Origin of the sequence: Amycolatopsis minnesotensis, from assembly GCF_039529815.1 — a bacterium.
Classification (GTDB): Bacteria; Actinomycetota; Actinomycetes; order Mycobacteriales; family Pseudonocardiaceae; genus Amycolatopsis; species Amycolatopsis minnesotensis.
On the sequence record NZ_BAAANN010000002.1, the window covers coordinates 24,170 to 40,449 of the forward strand.

General features: G+C 62.2%; 21 protein-coding genes and 1 tRNA gene. 6 read left to right on the forward strand and 16 right to left on the reverse strand.

Annotated features, from left to right (window positions below; translation table 11 throughout):
* Positions 1-10: 10 nt before the first annotated feature.
* The 13 genes from ABD256_RS02095 to ABD256_RS02155 all read right to left on the reverse strand — a co-directional run bounded on the left by ABD256_RS02095 (position 11) and on the right by ABD256_RS02155 (position 8,482).
* Complete coding sequence (locus tag ABD256_RS02095) at positions 11-880, reverse strand: AAA family ATPase (protein ID WP_344412744.1); 870 nt, start codon at positions 878-880, stop codon at positions 11-13.
* A gap of 52 nt (positions 881-932) precedes the next feature.
* Complete coding sequence (locus tag ABD256_RS02100; RefSeq protein ID WP_344413459.1) at positions 933-1,745, reverse strand: RecB family exonuclease; 813 nt, start codon at positions 1,743-1,745, stop codon at positions 933-935.
* Positions 1,738-2,034: a hypothetical protein gene (locus ABD256_RS02105; protein WP_344412746.1), complete on the reverse strand. Its 297-nt coding sequence runs from the start codon at positions 2,032-2,034 to the stop codon at positions 1,738-1,740. The genes ABD256_RS02100 and ABD256_RS02105 overlap by 8 nt, the downstream gene beginning before the upstream one ends.
* A 133-nt stretch (positions 2,035-2,167) precedes the next feature.
* Complete coding sequence (locus ABD256_RS02110) at positions 2,168-2,671, reverse strand: hypothetical protein (RefSeq protein ID WP_344412748.1); 504 nt, start codon at positions 2,669-2,671, stop codon at positions 2,168-2,170.
* 771 nt (positions 2,672-3,442) lie between these two features.
* Entirely contained in the window at positions 3,443-3,763 is a 321-nt protein-coding gene (locus tag ABD256_RS02115; RefSeq protein ID WP_344412750.1) for a hypothetical protein, read from the reverse strand.
* A 96-nt stretch (positions 3,764-3,859) separates the two neighbouring features.
* Positions 3,860-4,144: a hypothetical protein gene (locus tag ABD256_RS02120; protein ID WP_344412752.1), complete on the reverse strand. Its 285-nt coding sequence runs from the start codon at positions 4,142-4,144 to the stop codon at positions 3,860-3,862.
* Between the two features lie 99 nt (positions 4,145-4,243).
* Positions 4,244-4,519 carry a hypothetical protein gene (locus tag ABD256_RS02125; protein ID WP_344412754.1) on the reverse strand — a complete coding sequence of 92 codons (276 nt, stop codon included), beginning with the start codon at positions 4,517-4,519 and terminating at the stop codon, positions 4,244-4,246.
* Between the two features lie 91 nt (positions 4,520-4,610).
* Positions 4,611-5,105 (reverse strand): hypothetical protein, encoded by a 495-nt coding sequence (locus ABD256_RS02130; protein ID WP_344412756.1) that lies wholly within the window; start codon positions 5,103-5,105, stop codon positions 4,611-4,613.
* Positions 5,106-5,980: 875 nt separating this feature from the next.
* On the reverse strand, positions 5,981-6,223 hold the full coding sequence (locus ABD256_RS02135; RefSeq protein WP_344412758.1) for a hypothetical protein: 243 nt from the start codon (positions 6,221-6,223) through the stop codon (positions 5,981-5,983).
* Complete coding sequence (locus tag ABD256_RS02140; RefSeq protein ID WP_344412760.1) at positions 6,220-6,501, reverse strand: hypothetical protein; 282 nt, start codon at positions 6,499-6,501, stop codon at positions 6,220-6,222. The genes ABD256_RS02135 and ABD256_RS02140 overlap by 4 nt, the downstream gene beginning before the upstream one ends.
* 312 nt (positions 6,502-6,813) lie before the next feature.
* Positions 6,814-7,416 carry an antirestriction protein ArdA gene (locus ABD256_RS02145; RefSeq protein ID WP_344412762.1) on the reverse strand — a complete coding sequence of 201 codons (603 nt, stop codon included), beginning with the start codon at positions 7,414-7,416 and terminating at the stop codon, positions 6,814-6,816.
* A 22-nt stretch (positions 7,417-7,438) separates the two neighbouring features.
* Entirely contained in the window at positions 7,439-7,657 is a 219-nt protein-coding gene (locus ABD256_RS02150) for a hypothetical protein (RefSeq protein ID WP_344412764.1), read from the reverse strand.
* A gap of 66 nt (positions 7,658-7,723) precedes the next feature.
* A complete protein-coding gene (locus ABD256_RS02155; RefSeq protein WP_344412766.1) occupies positions 7,724-8,482 on the reverse strand; it encodes a hypothetical protein in 759 nt (252 codons plus the stop codon).
* A 1,154-nt stretch (positions 8,483-9,636) separates the two neighbouring features.
* Here ABD256_RS02155 and ABD256_RS44330 point away from each other — a divergent pair.
* On the forward strand, positions 9,637-9,837 hold the full coding sequence (locus ABD256_RS44330; RefSeq protein ID WP_425546363.1) for an HNH endonuclease signature motif containing protein: 201 nt from the start codon (positions 9,637-9,639) through the stop codon (positions 9,835-9,837).
* Positions 9,838-10,109: 272 nt separating this feature from the next.
* Here ABD256_RS44330 and ABD256_RS02160 read toward each other — a convergent pair whose 3' ends face one another.
* Positions 10,110-10,571 (reverse strand): hypothetical protein, encoded by a 462-nt coding sequence (locus tag ABD256_RS02160; protein ID WP_344412768.1) that lies wholly within the window; start codon positions 10,569-10,571, stop codon positions 10,110-10,112.
* 71 nt (positions 10,572-10,642) lie between these two features.
* Here ABD256_RS02160 and ABD256_RS02165 point away from each other — a divergent pair, with 71 nt between their 5' ends.
* Complete coding sequence (locus tag ABD256_RS02165) at positions 10,643-11,059, forward strand: phage terminase small subunit (protein ID WP_344412770.1); 417 nt, start codon at positions 10,643-10,645, stop codon at positions 11,057-11,059.
* Positions 11,060-11,145: 86 nt separating this feature from the next.
* Here the strand turns inward: ABD256_RS02165 and ABD256_RS02170 are convergent, their stop codons facing one another.
* Entirely contained in the window at positions 11,146-11,517 is a 372-nt protein-coding gene (locus ABD256_RS02170; protein ID WP_344412772.1) for a hypothetical protein, read from the reverse strand.
* A gap of 39 nt (positions 11,518-11,556) precedes the next feature.
* Here ABD256_RS02170 and ABD256_RS02175 point away from each other — a divergent pair.
* Positions 11,557-11,631, forward strand: a tRNA-Pro gene (locus ABD256_RS02175).
* Positions 11,632-11,642: 11 nt separating this feature from the next.
* On the opposite strand, the gene ABD256_RS02180 is transcribed toward ABD256_RS02175, so the two are convergent.
* Positions 11,643-12,263 (reverse strand): hypothetical protein, encoded by a 621-nt coding sequence (locus ABD256_RS02180; RefSeq protein ID WP_344412773.1) that lies wholly within the window; start codon positions 12,261-12,263, stop codon positions 11,643-11,645.
* Positions 12,264-12,335: 72 nt separating this feature from the next.
* Between ABD256_RS02180 and ABD256_RS02185 the strand changes: the two genes are divergently transcribed.
* From ABD256_RS02185 to ABD256_RS02195, 3 genes are read left to right on the forward strand one after another with little or no spacing between them, the layout of a single operon-like run.
* Positions 12,336-14,006, forward strand: a complete 1,671-nt coding sequence (locus ABD256_RS02185) for a hypothetical protein (protein WP_344412775.1) — start codon at positions 12,336-12,338, stop codon at positions 14,004-14,006.
* Positions 14,006-15,421, forward strand: a complete 1,416-nt coding sequence (locus tag ABD256_RS02190; RefSeq protein WP_344412777.1) for a phage portal protein — start codon at positions 14,006-14,008, stop codon at positions 15,419-15,421. Before ABD256_RS02185 ends, ABD256_RS02190 begins: the two co-directional genes overlap by 1 nt.
* The gene (locus ABD256_RS02195) at positions 15,418-16,248 is read left to right on the forward strand and encodes a VG15 protein (protein WP_344412779.1); all 831 of its coding nucleotides are present in this window, start codon (positions 15,418-15,420) and stop codon (positions 16,246-16,248) included. Before ABD256_RS02190 ends, ABD256_RS02195 begins: the two co-directional genes overlap by 4 nt.
* Positions 16,249-16,280 lie beyond the last annotated feature (32 nt).

A 16,280-nucleotide genomic window follows, 5' to 3' on the forward strand; every position in this document is an offset into this window, starting at 1 on the left:
TCTCCTCCTCTCATGCGGGGGCGAACAGATCGACTTCGCGAGCGGCGGCCGAGGGCTGCGTGGAGCCCGACGCGGCGAAGGTGTTCACGCTCGGATCGCGGATGGCCATCTGGTCGCCGATGAACTCAAGCTCGGCGTAGTCCTGTCCGCTCGCATCGCTGCGGCCTCCGCGGTTCTTCACCGTGCTGACGCACAGCAGGTCGGGCACGAAGTCATCGCCAGGCCGCTTGTGCAGGGTCAGCACCAGCTCGGGTACGCGGCTGATCTGCCCCTTGACCCCGCTGAGCGGGATGGCCTTGTTCGAGTCGTTGAACTGACCGGTCACGTGGTGAAGCCCGACTACACACGCTTCGGTCTCCCGGGCCATCGTGTGCAGGTAATCCATCAGCCCTTCGAGACCGGCGAACGGATCGCCGTCGTCATCAGACATGCCCGCCCGGACGTTGGTCACGTTGTCCACCACGATCAGCTCGGGGTAGTCGCCGTAGACCTCCTCGTATGCCTCGATCGTCCGTTCAAGGTCGGGCAGCGTCGGGGACGCCGCGTAGTTGAACCGGATCGGCAGGCCGGTCAGGGCCTCGGTGATCGGCCCCAGGTCGTCGTTCAGCACAGCCTCCGACGAAGCCGCCAGTGACCAGCCGGTCAGGATGCTGATAGCTCGGGTGAGCTGAACGAAGGCATCGCTGTCCGCGCTGAAGTAGAGACACGGCACGCGGGCCTTCAGCGCCAGCGTCAGCGTGAACGCACTCTTCCCCGTTCCCGGTCCCGCCGCCACGAGCGCGAGCTGGCCGCGCAGGAACGAAGTACCCCGGCTCGCCAGGCTGTCGAACACGACCGGCAGCGGCTCGCCGGCCGAACCGCGGACCCGCTTCGATTGCATCAAGCTGTGCAGAGTCAACCTCCGTACTGACAGATTGTCTGTCTGTTCAAATTTAGGCAGCAAAATCGCAGGCAGAGGCCACTGAGCAAAAACGACACTTCGACATCTCGGGGATAGGGTCAAAGCTCTCGCCCTTGATCCCCTCGTCGACGCGGGCGTACTCGTCGCCAAGCCTTTCGGCTGTCCAGTAGTCCAGCGCGTACGGAATCGTCGGCTTTCCCGACCGCCCCATCCAGTAGTCGCCGAAGGAAATCTCGACGTCGTACTGCTGCTCCAGTGCTCGGGCGTAGGTAGCCAACTGGAAGTCGTCGCCGGGAGTGTTACCCGACTTGATGTCCCTGACCGTGAGCGCCGTGTCCATCCGCGAGAGTCCCGAGGCGACATCGGAGGCCACGGTGGTGACCTGGTCGATGTATCCGCGGACGTCGACTCCGCCGAAGTTGGCCTCGAACTTCAGCTCGATGGCCAGCGTGCCCTCGGGAGTGATCCAGATGACCTCTTCCGGATGCTTCTCCATGTAGTACTCGACGTAGCGGCGGATCTGCTCCAGGCCGAGCAGGAACCGTCGTTCGACGTCCTGTTCTCCGTCGTACGGCCCTGAGCGGAACCACACGCGGAAGTTCGGGCTGCCCTCGCAGAGCTTGTTCACCTCACGGGCGTATGCCTCGGCGAAGACCTGCTGCGCCGTCTCCAACGTCATCGTCCGTTCAGACCGCTCCCATGCCTCCGCGGCTTCATGCACGGCGGTTCCTTGCGGCAGCCAGGCCGCAGGACGCTCCCAGGCGCGCTCAATCCTTTGCAGGAAGTACTTCTGGGGACACGAGACGTAGTCCTTGTACTGGCTGACCGAGCGATGGCTAGGCAGGGTCGCTCACCTGCTCGCTGTCCGGACAGTCGGTCGGTTCCGTGCTCCGGCATTGCGGGACGAACGCGTCCATGCAATCGTGCACGATGCGAGCCCCTGGGCATTCGTTCCACAGGACGTAGGTCGCATTCTCCGCGCGGCCTCCCGCCATGTCCTCATCGTCGTGCCATTCAGAGATACCTTTGACCGAGCAGCGCGCGGCCAGCAACCGACGAACTTCAACGAAGAGCGGGCCGTCCTCCCGGACAACCACACTCCGATACACGCCGAGGATGTCCCCAGTGTCCATCGGTTTGCTCCATGCACCAATGTACGGGAGGTCATCTACCTCTAGCGCCTTTCTTTCCGCCACAGCGTTTCTCCCAAAGTCCCCTCCCCGAGGACGTAGGTATCTCGCCAGTTCCTTTACCTGGCGTTGATACCTAGTCTTCCCCGGGAATCCGAAGCAGCTCACGCGCCTTATCGGTGAGGGATACGTAGTCGTTAATCCGAATAATAAGATCACCGTCACGCTGTTCGCGTGTTTCATAGCTCCACCCACCCGACTTGGCGTGGATGTTGGGTGGAATTTCTGGGTCGTAGACCACGATGAGCTTGAGATCGCGAAGCTTCTTGTGCCAAGCCTTGAGGAGCTTGACTTGACGCTCCGACATTCCCTTATCGCCAATCAGGGAATTCTCAATGTGGTCGGTGACGCGCTGATAGGTAGTGTTGCGCTGAAGGGCGCGCGGTACGTTCTTGATCGGGAAGTGTTCCTGCGCCTCCTCTCTCGGGGTTTTATGAAATGTCTTTCCCTGCTGCTTTACGTAGGTGACTGTCCCTTTGGACACGCCGTGCATTTCGGCTATTTCCGCCTGCGTAAAGCCCTTGATTCGTAGCTCGTCGATTAGTTGTGGCGTCAAGTTGTGCGCCGCTTTCCTAGGCATGTTTCACCACCTCAGGGGGAAGACTGTACTGGCAGACTGTCTGCCTGTCAAACTACGGATTCACGCAGATCGAAGTCGCAAGTGCCACCCAACCCCATCGAGGCTCATGGCGGATCAAGGCGGCATGACTTCTCCAGGTTGTCGTCAGTCGTGTAGGCGGTGACTCTCAGGGGACTCGACCAGGGTCGCCCAAGCCTCTAGGTCGAACATCTGTTCTAGCCGTAGATGCGTTACAGGATCTTCCGAATTTTTCGGGCGGGCATCCAGCCTGTGAGTCAAGCCTTGATGGCGGACCGCCGACCGGCTGGACACCAAACCTTTCGCGTCCGGCTCGCGGTAGCTTCGATCCGAACGGTCGCGCCGTGAAGGCTAACGGAAGCGGTCCATGATCGGACCAAACCTTTCCCCTCGCCGATGCCACAAAGCCCCTGGCCGCTCGCGTTGGCGTACCGGGTGCCGAAGTGGTCGGCCCGCACTCGCGGATAGTTCACGACGCATCCTCCCCTGGCCCTGCGCGACCGAGCACAGAAGCCCGGTCGCCAGTAAACCCGAAGATCATTCACCCACGTCAAGCCTTTATGGGCGTCGATACGTACTCGTAACCCTACCCTCCAGTAAGCACAAAGTTGCTGGTCACGTCGACTTTAGGACTAGACGTAGTTCGGCGTAAGCAGGTGCTTACGCCGAACGGGCGAACCGCGGCCGGCGGGCTGGGAAGCACGTCGGCCGATCCCAGTCCGCCAGCTCGGCTCCGCGACGGGCTGTCGCTAGCTAGGCGACGGCTTCACCCTGAGCCACCGACTTGTCCGCGCTCGGCACAGGCCGGAGAACCGGCCGTGCGGTGACCACCCTGCGCTCGAAGACACCGAAGTCAACTTCCGGAGCGTCGGCTTCAAGATCCGCCAGGACGACGTCGAGCGCATCCGCGTGCGCCAACGCCACCTCGCTCAGCTCGTCAGCCGTCATCTCCGCTGCGGACTCCGGCTCCCATTCGAGGTAATCAGCCAGGGCTTTCCGCGCAACCTCCGTATCAACGAAAGCCTCGTACTCGATCTCGGCAGTCAGAGCCCAATTCATTCTGAGCAAGCTCATACTTTCTCAAACCTTTCTCCGGTTGTTGTGTGCTGCGTGCGTGTCTCGGAATCGAACCGAGGCCCTGGGGCGACCGTCACACGCTCCTGTTGCGCCCTACACGTCCTGGAAGATCCCGATCTGCGTATGGTCGTAGATGGTCAAGTGCCTGCCGATGGGTCCCATGCAGTCGGTCTCATGTGCTTCGAGCCAGACCTGGGCCGTGGTCAGGTGCCCGTGTGCGCCGAAGAGGGCGGCCAGCGCCTCGGCCTCCTCGCACGTGAGGCGTTCACCAACCTCGACATACTCTTCTTCCGAGTCGAGGGTGAACAGCTTCAAGAACGCGGCCAGCGCGGTCTTCTGGGTCGATTTCACGGCTGACGTCCGCGTGCCTTTGAACACCGAACCGTCCTTTCTGCTCTCGCTTGCGTTTACGTGCGCGTCCCGGAATCGAACCGGGCTCCGCCCTCGCGGGGACCGTCACGCGCTGGTGCTCTCGGGTCAGGCAGCGCTCTTCTCCGGCAGCTCGAAGACGCTGGCCAAGTAGACGTCGTGCCCGGAGATTTCGTCGCACTCCCAGAAGTGGGCGTTGAGCCAGAGCTGGGCACCCTCCGCCGACCCGTTGGAGTGCAGTACGTCCGCGATGTGGTTGACCTCGGCGCAGGTGAAGTAGGTCCCGAGGTGGCGCGCCAGGAGGCCGTTCGTGAACACCTCGGTGAACCGCTCTGCGGCGAAGTCCGGCGCGAGCGGGATCATGTCTCCGAAGTCCTTCTTCATGGCTGAAACCTTTCTTCCGTGTACAGAGCGCACGCTGGGGAATCGAACCCACACCCGAAAAGGGAACCGTTGCGTGCCAAGCCTTTCCGCGTTACAGACCGGCCCGGATGTCATCGATGCCGCTGTCGTGGCTCTCGAACCCGGCTCGAAGGGCGTGCTCGCGGTTCTCGCCGAGAAAGTCCAGCAGGTCTCGCGCGTACTTCCGGGCGATCTGGACCAGTTCCGCAGCCGTCGCGCTGGTGACCTGGCCCTGAAGTCGCTCGTCGTTCTCGAATATCTCGGTGAGCGCCTGCTTCAGCAGGCTCGGGTGCAGGCTCAGGCGGTAGTCGGTGGTGGCCTGTTCGAACCAGTCGACGGTTACCAGCTCGGGCTCGGCGCCGTCCTCGACGATCTGGAGGTCGAAGACCTCGGGGTAGTACTCACCCGAGAACTTCTCCGGGTAGATGCCGTTGGGGTCGCCCTGATAGACGTTGACCTTGCGGGGATGGGTGCATGACTCGTAGAACCACACGTCCCCGCGGAAGTCCGTGAGCTGCTGGTTCTTCTCCAGCTCCTTGCCGTACTTGTCGAATACCTTGAACTTCATGCTCAATCCTTTCTACTGGTGTGAGGTTGTCCGTTGAAGGAAAGCACCGAACAGGCCCGGCCTGCCCAGCACTCAAATGCAACGTCTTATCCCTTTCTGGTCACATTTTGATCCGGTCCGCTCCACTCCCCGCCCGTGATCTTCAAGATGCAGGTTCGTTCGGTTTTCGGACGGGCTAGCGGTTTGTCCCGGTCGTATCTAAACGCCGCGAATCCATTGGAGAGCTTGTCTTCCCAGTACCATCCGATCTTCTCTCCATCTAGGAGCACGTAAGCGTGAACCCACTCGCCTTTGCCGCGCTCCAGCGAATATCCAGAGTTTTCCATGCAGCTACTCATGCCTTTCTGGTTTCATCTCTGTTTCCGAGTGCGCGTCCCGGACTCGAACCGGGCTCCGCTGTCGTGGAGACCGTCACGCGCCGATAGACCAAAGCTTTCTCCGGGAACGTGAGTCATCCAGCTCGCTGCCAGTCGTGCATCCCCGGCCCCGTCCACACGATCTCTGCGCCGCAGTCCTTACAGCGGTCTCCTGGTTCCGGGACGTTGTCCGGTCGATGCGTATGGTCGTCCAAATCCCATGCGGACCCGTCGTGGTAGGGGCACGTCCGGTCTTTCGAGCTGCCGGTTTCGCCTGCATCCCAGTCGTGGTTCCCTTCGGGGCACCGGACGTATCCGGCGCATTTCTTACAGTTCACTACCACTCCGCGTTTCGGCCAGCGCCACGGTCCCGCCGCCGCTTTCACAACGGCGGTCAAGAAACCGCAGTAGGCACACGGGTACGCCTCTAGTGAAGTCATGGCTCTCCTATCGAAGGTGTTGCGAAGTGCCTGCCGCACGACTTGAACGCGCGCTACGCCACCTGGGCAGGCTGCTGAACTAAATCCGGGAAACGACCCATTGAGCTGGAAGGTCGCCGCCGTTGCTCAACTCTTCGTCAAGGCTCTCGTAGTTCCCGACGATGCTTTCAATCATGTTTTCCGCTTGCTCGAAGAGCTTTTGAGAGCCGTGCACATCACCCGACTCGGCGAGATCGCACGCCTTTTGGAAGACTTTGACACGTCTGAGCGCGAGTTCTCGCGCGCCCTCAAGAACCTCGGTGGCATCAAAGCTTTCCGTCACGACAGGTCACCGCAAATCAGATTTCCCATCGTTCGGCAGTTCCAGCCGGATTCGTCCTCGTCGATCACGCCGTCACCGTTGTCATCACCCTGAATCTCGGACGCAACACGTTGAGGCGCGTCGTTCGGCACCTTCCACGGGTCAAGCTCTTGCCAGCACGACGCGAGATCCGGCGAGCAGTAGGTTTCCCAATGCCCTGAGCGGCTCAGGGCTCCCACACCACCGATCGTCACGGCGATGGAAAGAGCCGCCAGGAGGACGCCAATTCCTCGCCTCATGGCTTTCCCCCCGTGGTCCGCTCGTGGAGTTCCGCCACGATGTCTCCGGCCGTGCGCCCGGGAGCGATGGCCTCTTCATACGCGGGCCGCCAATGAGGCGTGCTTGGCGCCAGGCACCACAGGGCCACCCTGCCCGAGTTGGACGGATGTATTGCCTGGTATTTCCAGCGGGTGTCGGGGTGGCCCCACTCCCATACGTCGCATCCAAATCTCTTGAATTTTTCCACACTGTCCCTTTCATTCATGTCTTTCGAGTGCCTGCCGCGCGAGTCGAACGCGCGTCGTGCCAACCGTGGGCAGGCTGAGACCCGATCATTCACAGAAGATCGCGGTCTCTCCGTTTGCGAGTGCGAGAAACGTGTAGCCGTCGGTCTCAAGACCCAGGATGTATGCGTCCGGGTCAAATTCGAGATAGTGAAGGTCGTCAGCGGCTTTCGCTGCTTCCGGGTGCATCTCGGCGAAGTCTTCATACGCCCAGCACGTGACACTGTCGACCGTAATGCGGTACGCGTCTTCCCAAGTCTCTTCAGCCTCTTCGAGGTCGCCCTTTTCCGCGAGCCATGCGGAGAACGCTTCGCCGTTCTCTGTCATTAGCTCGGCGATCCGATAGAGCCTTTCAATGCTGTCGAATTCTCCGACGTCGTACTTCCCGAAGCCTTCAGCGTCATGCACTGCGTATTCTTCAGCGACATCGGTAGCGCCAACGGCAACGGACGGCGAAGCCTTCAGCATGGCTGAAACCTTTTCCATCACGTCGTCGAGCGTCAGCGTGTACACGTCAAGCTCAATCCACGTGCCATGTAGACGACCACAGTTATAGTCGCCAAGCGACGCGACATAGATCGATGGATAAGAAGACATGATTTCCGTTTCTGCTAGTCGTTGTCCGAACGCGCCAGGCAGGCGCAATGCCATGCCTGACACGCAAACACAACGACTAGGAAACGGGCCACGAATCGACGGTTTCGCGAAAGTCTTTCTCGGCGTCTTCGCGACAGTCGTACTCGACGATATCCGGGGTCATCTCGCCCGCATAGGCACGCATGACCCAATAGCCTTCGCGACTATTGGTTTCGAACCACGCGATTTGGTCACCACTGTGCGGGTGTACCACATGATCGATAAGACCGAGTTCGGTGGAATCGTATGCACTCATAGCTTTCCTTTCGTGATCAAACACGGAGTGAGCGCGGACATGCCGCGCCCCACCGAATCGGGTCACTCAGCAGAGCGTGAGCTGATTGGGGTCAATCCAAGGCTTGCACCATTCGGAAATAATGTATTCAAAGATGAATTTAACCGCGTCATCGTGGCGTGCGTTCACCACCGAAGTAGCGCTTTCACAGTTCCACTCGTGCTCTTCATGCGAGTAGTACATTTCACGTATGGCGTCTTCGCTGTATCCGAAGTCGTCGAATTCGTAGGTGTCGCAACCCGCCAGTTCGGCAAGCTCGCTCACCACGTCAGAGCCCAGCCACTGGTCCCATGCCTCTTCCGCCAATTCGACCACGTAGTCACTGTGATCCTCATCGGAGATAAGGGGGTAGTCAGTGAGCCGATCGAACGTGTCCGCCAACGCTTCGAGAATGGCGATTCCGTTGTCGATGTCTTCGAGGTCCGGCAGCTCACCCAGGATGAGCCAGGCAGACCCAGCCCCGTGAATTCCATGCTTGGAAACCGTGACGCCGGGAGTGCCTTCTAGTGATCGAACGTTGGCAGCGTCACAGCAGCGCCCTCCGTAATCGGAGTATTCCGCGAGCGTGAGCGTTACCGGCGCCCAGTCGTTCGTACCTTCCCCGTCCGACACGATCAGCGCGTAGAGCTGGTCCACCGGAATCTCTTCGGTGCCGTACCGACTCCACCGCCCGTCTTCGACGGTTAGTGACGTCAGGTGGTTGTCTACCAGCCGTTCCCATGCGTTGACCGCCCGCAAATACTGGTCCGGCGAGTAGACATGTGTGAGCGTGATGCCCGCAGTCATGCCTTACCTTTCCGTCTGTCAGTTCAAGAATGGATCTGACAAAGTGCCTGCCGAGGGAATCGAACCCCCGCGTACCCCAAATCGGGCAGGCTCCGCGTATTTGTTACGCAAAATCGCAGTAGTCGTCGAAGTGTTCAATAAGGTATCTGTCCAAATCTTCGACAGATGACCATCCGGTTTCCGTAATCCCCGAGGTCAGGATTTCCCCGTAATGGGCAAGGTCCACGATGGGCCATGCAAGATTTGCCCACTTCGTAACTCCCCAAACTTCGGGGTCGGCCGCTTTGGTTATGTATCTATAGATTCTATCGAGGGTCTTCGCTGTCTTTTCCATGTATTCTCCTAGTTGTTCGGTACCTCAGAGCCCTACGCGGACATTTTCGCCCGCGTAGGGGTGCTCAGATACCGAGCATTCACGTTGTGCTAGGTACACCCGCGTTGCGTTCGCAGTCCGCTCGGTTCCGGGCTAGCGGAACGTCTTCGCACATTCATGGACGCGCTCACCTGAAAAACGGGGTCATTGCGCTGACTGCGGTTGCTACGGGCACGTGATTGTTGTTCAGGTGCCTGCACACCTATTCGATTATCAAGGTCCAAGTGGAAGGGCCGGTTCCGCGCGCCTGGGGGCTGGCCTTTCGGTCTGCCGCCCTTCCTGTCCGGCTGCCGTGTCCCCCGGCTGGCCTGACATATGTAACCGTACTGGCAGACGGTCTGTCAGTTCAATCAACTGTGTCGGCGGTCACAGTTGGTGTTTGTTTTGCCTGGTAGAGCGGTTGCGCTCGGACTCCGGGGCGCGGCCTGGTCACGCGCTGGCCGTTGTGACACCCCTTGGACCTATGCCAGCGGGAACCCCGGGAGGGGGGACCAGAGGGGGGAGGGCTGCCGCCGCGCACACGCGGCCTAGGGCGCGCTCGGGCGCGCTGCCTTCCTTCCCCGGTATCCGACTTCAGTCGGTACCGGAAAGAGGCTCTACGGCTCATTGAGAGCCGTTCTCGGGCGCGCTGAACGCGCTATTAGGGCAACCGCGCTAAGGCGGTTGCCCATAAGGGGCTTCATTGTCTTGGAATTCGAGTGCTCGAAAGGGTCGCCTTCCTTCGAACTGGCAGCGTCTCAGAAATGCCATTCTCCGAAGAGACGACTACCAATGTCAGCTCATGGGTAGCGGCTGCTTAGGCCGAGCTACAGACGTTGACCACGTGGTACCGGGCGACAACCACTCACTGGATAATCTGCGCGCGATATGCGCGCATTGCCACGCTAGGAAGTCCGCTTTTGAGGGACGCTCTGCATTGGCGCGTATGCGTGCGCTGCGTGTACGTCCGGCAGGTAGACACCCGGGCGCACGCGCGCAGTAGGCGCAGTGTGCAGGGCTGCACTGGCACGCGGCACGCGCGGGTATACAGCAGCGCGCTTACGTGCACAGCAGTTAGAGACGCGTTTCGCATTCCTATTTTTGCATTGACAGACAGTCTGTCGGTTTGGTAAGCTGACGCGAGAACTTAATAGGGTTAGGCTTGGCCCCCAGGGGGTGTACCCCTTCGGGGGCCTCCCAGATCGGACCGTAATGCGGCTGCCCGGCTCTGTACGGGTTTTCAGGCCGTTAAACCATGAGACTCGACCATCGTTGTTAGCGGACTATGTCGCCGAGGACGTCGCCGAGGACTGATGACACCGGCACAGCCAGCATCATCACTACAAAGAGCACTCGGACCTGGCGTGGGGCGGCCGTGCCTGGGGCGCTCGCGTTCGCGGTTCGTTGCCAGACGAACTTCACCATGTGAGCGAGTTGCCCGAGCGCTGTGCCGATGCTGGCGCCAAGTCCGACAACTTGGCCCCACGATGCGAAGGACGCGATCGACGCGCCAACGGTCCACACAAGGTTGCTTGCCACGAAGCCAGCGGCACCGCCGCGGCCGACGTAGTCAAGCCACTCTTTCAGAACTTGCTTCGCGGGATCTATCCGTTCGCTCCAAGACCGTTTGCGGGCTTGGTGCTCCAGGTTGTTCGCCAATGCCCTTACCGCTTCAATCAGCGCGAGCAGGGTGCCGGCCAACGTGTAGATGACGATCGACAAGACCAGTGCATCCACAGTTCCTCCCCAATTTCACGCCAGTCACCCATCCGCACAATATCCAATCAGCCACGTGAGAGGGGCCTGTCATGGGCACGCGCGGCCCCGTACCGAAGCGCGCTGATCAGCGCGTCCGCCGTAACAAGGACGAGCAGCCCGTTGAGACCATCGCCGCTGCCGGCGCGGTCGAGGTTCCCGACCTGGGCTTCCCCGACCCACACCCGATGATCGTTGACTTCTACGAGAGCCTGACGAACTCGGCGCAGGCGCAGTTCTACGAGCCGAGCGACTGGCAGTTCGCCCGCTTCACGCTGCACTTCGCCGACCGCCTGGTGAAGTCCGGCAAGCCGTCGAGCCAGATGCTCACCGCGGTCAACAGCGCGCTGTCCGACCTGCTGGTCTCCGAAGGCGCACGCCGCCGGGTCCGGCTGGAGGTCGAGCGGGAACAGGCGAAGGGCCAGCTCATCGACGTCGCCGCCCTGTTCCGCGAACGGATGGCCCAGTAGCCGGCCGATCCACCCAATACCCAGGTCCGCCCAGGTCGAGCGCGTGTTCCTCCGGCGCGCAGCTCCCTGAGCGGGCCTGTCACCACCTACGAGCCGGTCTCCTTCAGCAACGAGGCGAGGTTCGTCACGGCGTCGGCGACCAGCTCGCCGCGGCTTAGGACCCCCTCGGCGTCGTTGGCGCCATTGGCGCTGGTCATTGAGTCGAGACGGTTGATCACCGAGTCTCGAACGGTCGCGAACGTGCTGGTGCCCTCATCCGGAATGGTCACCAGGTCTGCGACCTCCATGACGGCCTCGACCGCGTTGTTCGCCCACGTGACGATCTCAGCGGTCCGGCCGACCTTGACCGCCTGCCGGAGGCTCTCCAAGGCTCGTTCGGTCGCGAACTCGGCCGTGAGCACGGCCATCTCCCTCTTCAGCAACTCCTCGGAGGCCGCGGCCCGGTCTGGTGTCGACATGCGGGCAGGGTAGCGGCCGACACCGACAGTTCCACCTCATCAGGCACTAGCTCAGTTGGCAGAGCGCCCGCTTTGGGAGCGGGAAGTCCGGGGTTCGAGTCCCTGATGCCTGACCGATTGTGCTCTCATGGAGCCTTGCTGGGCTGGGTCGCTGGAGGATCGTCTTCGGTACCGACAACACCGTCCTCGTCCTCGTCTTCGTTCTCGTAGTCCTCCGGGGTGCCAGAGCCGACTTCGATTCGGATCAGCCGACCTACTTCAAAGCGGAGCACAGCAACCTTCAGGTCGCCGTCTTCATCCACGAGGTCTTCTTCTCGAAGTTCCTTGAGTGCGTCGATAGATCTTTCACCCTCGTCCATCAGTTCTAAGATTTCACTTCCTACCTCATTGGTGCTGATCAGGACGACCGTGTGAAAGAGCTTCCTTAATGAGGCTACCGCACTGAGGGCCTTGGAATAATTCGGATTTCCCTTCGTTGCAAACTTCCCGAATACCAATGCGGCGCGCATCTCTTCGATCGCGTCAACGAGCGCTTCGGCTAGTGGCATGACTTCTGCGTAAAGCTCTAATCGGCGGTCGTATAAGTGCTTATCCCGCTCCATGTCGCGCTGATGCTCTAGTTCGCGAATCTGCCTATTTGCCGCGTTCTTGTTCGTCAACCATGCGGTCAATACGGTCGCAAGCAGAGTAAGCAAACCCCCTGTCGCCGTCGCGACTACCGCGTACCACCAAGGCGTCGTCTGCATCTTGCAGATGCTACCTGATTCACGAAATTCCACGCACGCTACTGAGTTTCGATTTAAGGTGAGGAGTTCTGGGTGCAGGAGGATTTGCAGCCTGCGCCGAGCCATACTATCGGGCCGACCTGGCGCAGAAAGCGCGAGGGCGGCTGGTGGCTGCCAGAACGCTCCCTCGGCTGGGACATCATCAACTGGCTCGCCGAATACGTACTTCAAGCGGGCGGACCCCGCGCTGGCGAAGCGTTCCTGCCGACATTGGAGCAGGCCCGCTTCCTGGTCTGGTGGTACGCCGTCGATGAGCGGGGACGGTTCGCGTATCGCTCCGGCGTGTTCCGTCGGATGAAGGGCCACGGAAAAGATCCGTTGGTCGCCGCGATGAGCCTCGCCGAGCTGTGCGGGCCGGTCGCGTTCGACCACTTCGATTCGGCTGGTAACCCCGTGGGCAAGCCGCGGGCGTCGGCTTGGGTGCAGATCGCCGCAGTCTCGCAGGATCAGACGAGAAACACTTTCGCACTTTTCCCGGCTATGGCGTCGAAGAAGCTCCGTGAGGAGTTCGGCGTCGAGCTGAACAAGACGATCATCTACACCAAAGCGGGTGGGATGATCGAGGGCGTCACGTCCTCCCCGCTCGCCCTGGAGGGCAAACGCCCAACTTTCGTTGTCCTCAACGAAATTCAGTGGTGGGTCGAAGCCAACGACGGCCACTCGATGTTCAACGTCATCGAGGGCAACGTCACCAAAGCCGCGTACGGCTCAGCCCGCTACCTCGCGATCTGCAACGCCCACATCCCCGGGCAGGACTCGGTCGGCGAACGGCTGTACGACGCGAACCAGGCTGTCAGCGCGGGGCAGGCCATCGACACGGGCCTGCTCTACGACGCGCTGGAGGCGCCGGCCGACACGCCTGTCTCCGAGATCCCGCACCCCGACGACGACCCCGAGGGCCACGCGGCCGGTATCGCCGCGCTGCGGGCTGGCCTCTTGGTCGCTCGCGGCGACGCCGAATGGCTCGACATCGACGTCATCATCGCGTCCATTTTGGACATCAACAACCCGGTCAGCGAGTCGCGGCGGAAGTTCCTCAACCAAGTCAACGCTGCCGAGGACTCCTGGATCGCCCCGCACGAGTGGGACCGGCTTCAGTCCGACGTCACGCTGGAAGCGGGCGACCGGATCACGCTCGGGTTCGACGGCTCGAAGGGCAGCGACCACACCGCGCTCGTTGCCTGCCGCATTGAGGACGGCGCTCTGTTCCCGCTGAAGGTGTGGAATCCGGAGCGCTACCCCGGCAAGGAAGTGCCGCGTGATGACGTGGACGCCACCGTCGCGTGGGCGTTCGGCCGCTTCAGGGTGCTCGGCTTCCGCGCAGACGTCAAGGAATTCGAGGCGTACGTGGATTCCTGGTCTCGCACCTACGGCCGCAAGCTCGCGGTGAAGGCGACCCCGGGTAACCCGGTCGCCTACGACATGCGCGGGCACAAGAAAGCCTTCGCCCTCGATTGCGAGCGGTTCCTGGACGCGGTCCTTGAGGGCGAGATGACGCACAACGGGGCCGCGGTGCTGCGACAGCACGTGCTCAACGCGCACCGGCACCCGACCATCTACGACGCGATCGCCATCCGCAAGGCCAGCAAGGACTCCGACCGCAAGATCGACGCGGCAGTCTGTGCGGTCCTGGCGTTCGGCGCACGACAGGAATTCCTTATGTCCAAACGAAACCGGAACCGGACGGCGGTCGTACTGCGCTGATGCCCGTTTCCTACGAAGAGCACGTCGACCAGCTCACGAACAAGCTCAACGGCGCCATCCCGCGCCTGAAGCGGTCGAACGCCTACTACGACTCGAAGTACCGGCTGGAATCGATCGGCATCGGCACCCCGCCCGAGATGCGGAAGCTCAACGTCGCGATCGGCTGGCCACGCATGTACCTGGACTCGATCGAAGAGCGACTGGACGTCGAGACGTTCCGGCTCTCGGGCAAGGCCGACCCGATCGAGCGCCTGACCGACTGGTGGAAATACAACAGGCTCGACGAGGAATCCAGCCTCGGGCACCTCGAAGCGCTGATCTACGGCCGCTCCTACATCACCGTGTCCGCCCCCGGCGAGGACGACCACCCCGACAACCCGTTGATCCGGGTCGAGTCGCCGCTGAACCTCTACGCCGAGGTCGACCCCCGCACACAGAAGGTCAAGCGCGCGCTTCGCCGGTACAAGGGGCCTGCCGGGTCGCTCGACGAGTACGCCACGCTGCTGCTTCCCGACGACACGATCCAGCTTCGCCGCTCGGACGGCGCGATGTCGCGCTGGACGGTCGAGAGCCGGGTCAACCACAAGCTCGGCCGCGTCCTGGTCGTCCCGCTGCTCAACCGGGAACGGCTGTCCGAACGCGACGGCCGATCGGAGATCACGCCCGAGATCCGCTCGATGACCGACGCGGCCTCGCGGGTGATGATGAACTTGCAGTCCGCCGCCGAACTCATGGCGGTGCCGCAGCGGGTCATCTTCGGCGCCGATGCCGAATCGATCGCCGGAACGGGCTCGCAGCGCGAGATCCTGGACGCCTACTACGCGCGGATCATCGCCATCGAGAACGAGATGGGCAAGGCGACCCAGTTCACCGCGGCCGATCTCCGCAACTTCGTCGAGGGCCTGGAACAGATCGCCAAGCACGTCGCGAGCTACACCGGTCTTCCGCCGCAGTACCTCGCGTTCGCCTCGGACAACCCGGCTTCGGCCGAGGCCATCCGCAGCGCCGAGGCGCGGCTGGTGAAGAAGGCCGAGCGACGCGCCCGCATGTTCGGCGGGTCGTGGGAAGAGGTCATGCGGCTGGCCGTGCTGGTCATGGACGGCAAGATCCCCGACGACTACTACCGGCTCGAAACCGTCTGGCGCGACCCCTCGACGCCGACGTTCGCGGCGAAGGCCGACGCCGTGTCCAAGCTCTACAACTCCGGCAACGGGATCATCCCGAAGGAACGTGCCCGGATGGACCTCGGCTACTCGGCCGAGGAGCGCGCCGAGATGGCCAAGCAGGACGACGCCGAACCCGTCGCCCGGCTCAACGCCCTGGTCGGTGCCCCGATCCCGGGCCAGCATCGCCCGCCGGCCACCCCGCCGCCGAATCCGGCGGCGAAGGACGCTCCGGCGCAGGTGGCCGCGTGACCTACGAGGACTACGTGGAGCGCCAGGCCGCGATCACGGCCGCGCTGGTCGCGCTCGCGCTGCTGATCATCGCCCCGTTCCGGCTGCTGCGGCTTGGCCCGCGCGAGTGGGTGGGGATGCTGGCCGCGCTGTACCCGCACGTCGAGCAGGCCCGCCGCCAAGCCGCGGAGCTGGCGCGGGACTTCTACGACAGCGAGCGTGACCACCAGCTCGGCGACGACGAGCGGCACCTGATTGATCTGGCCGGCTACCGCCCGGACTGGTTCGAGGACGCGATGGGCGTGGCGAAGCCCGCCTTGATGCGCCCGGATGCCACCGATGCCGACGTGGCCCGCGCGGTCTCCGTCGCGGCCAAGGAAGTCGAGAACGCGGGCCGCAAGACGATCCTCCGCGCGGTCGAGACCGACCCGAAGGTCAAGGGCTGGGCTCGCGTGGCGGGCGGACGCGAGTCCTGCGCGTTCTGCACCATGCTGATCTCCCGTGGACCGGTCTACCTGTCCGCGGACTCCGCAGGACTGGAAGCCGACACCGTCTCGGCGGTCGAGCTGTGGCGTCAAGCAGACGACGCACAGACACCAGCCGAGAAGGAGCGCGCCGAAGAAGCTCTCGACGAGCTGATGACGCGCTGGCATCCGAACTGCGATTGCAAGGTCGTCCCGGTCTTCAACCGGGCACGCTGGCCTGGGCGAGACGCCTACCTCGACGCGGAGCGTCTGTGGAAGTTCGCCACCAAAGGCCATTCCGGGCTTGATGCCCTCAACGCGCTGCGACGCGCGCTCTATCACGGCACCGAGAGCGATTCTCCGTCTCTCGATCTGGCCGCATAACCCCTTTTTCGCATTCCTGTGGCGCCCCGGGC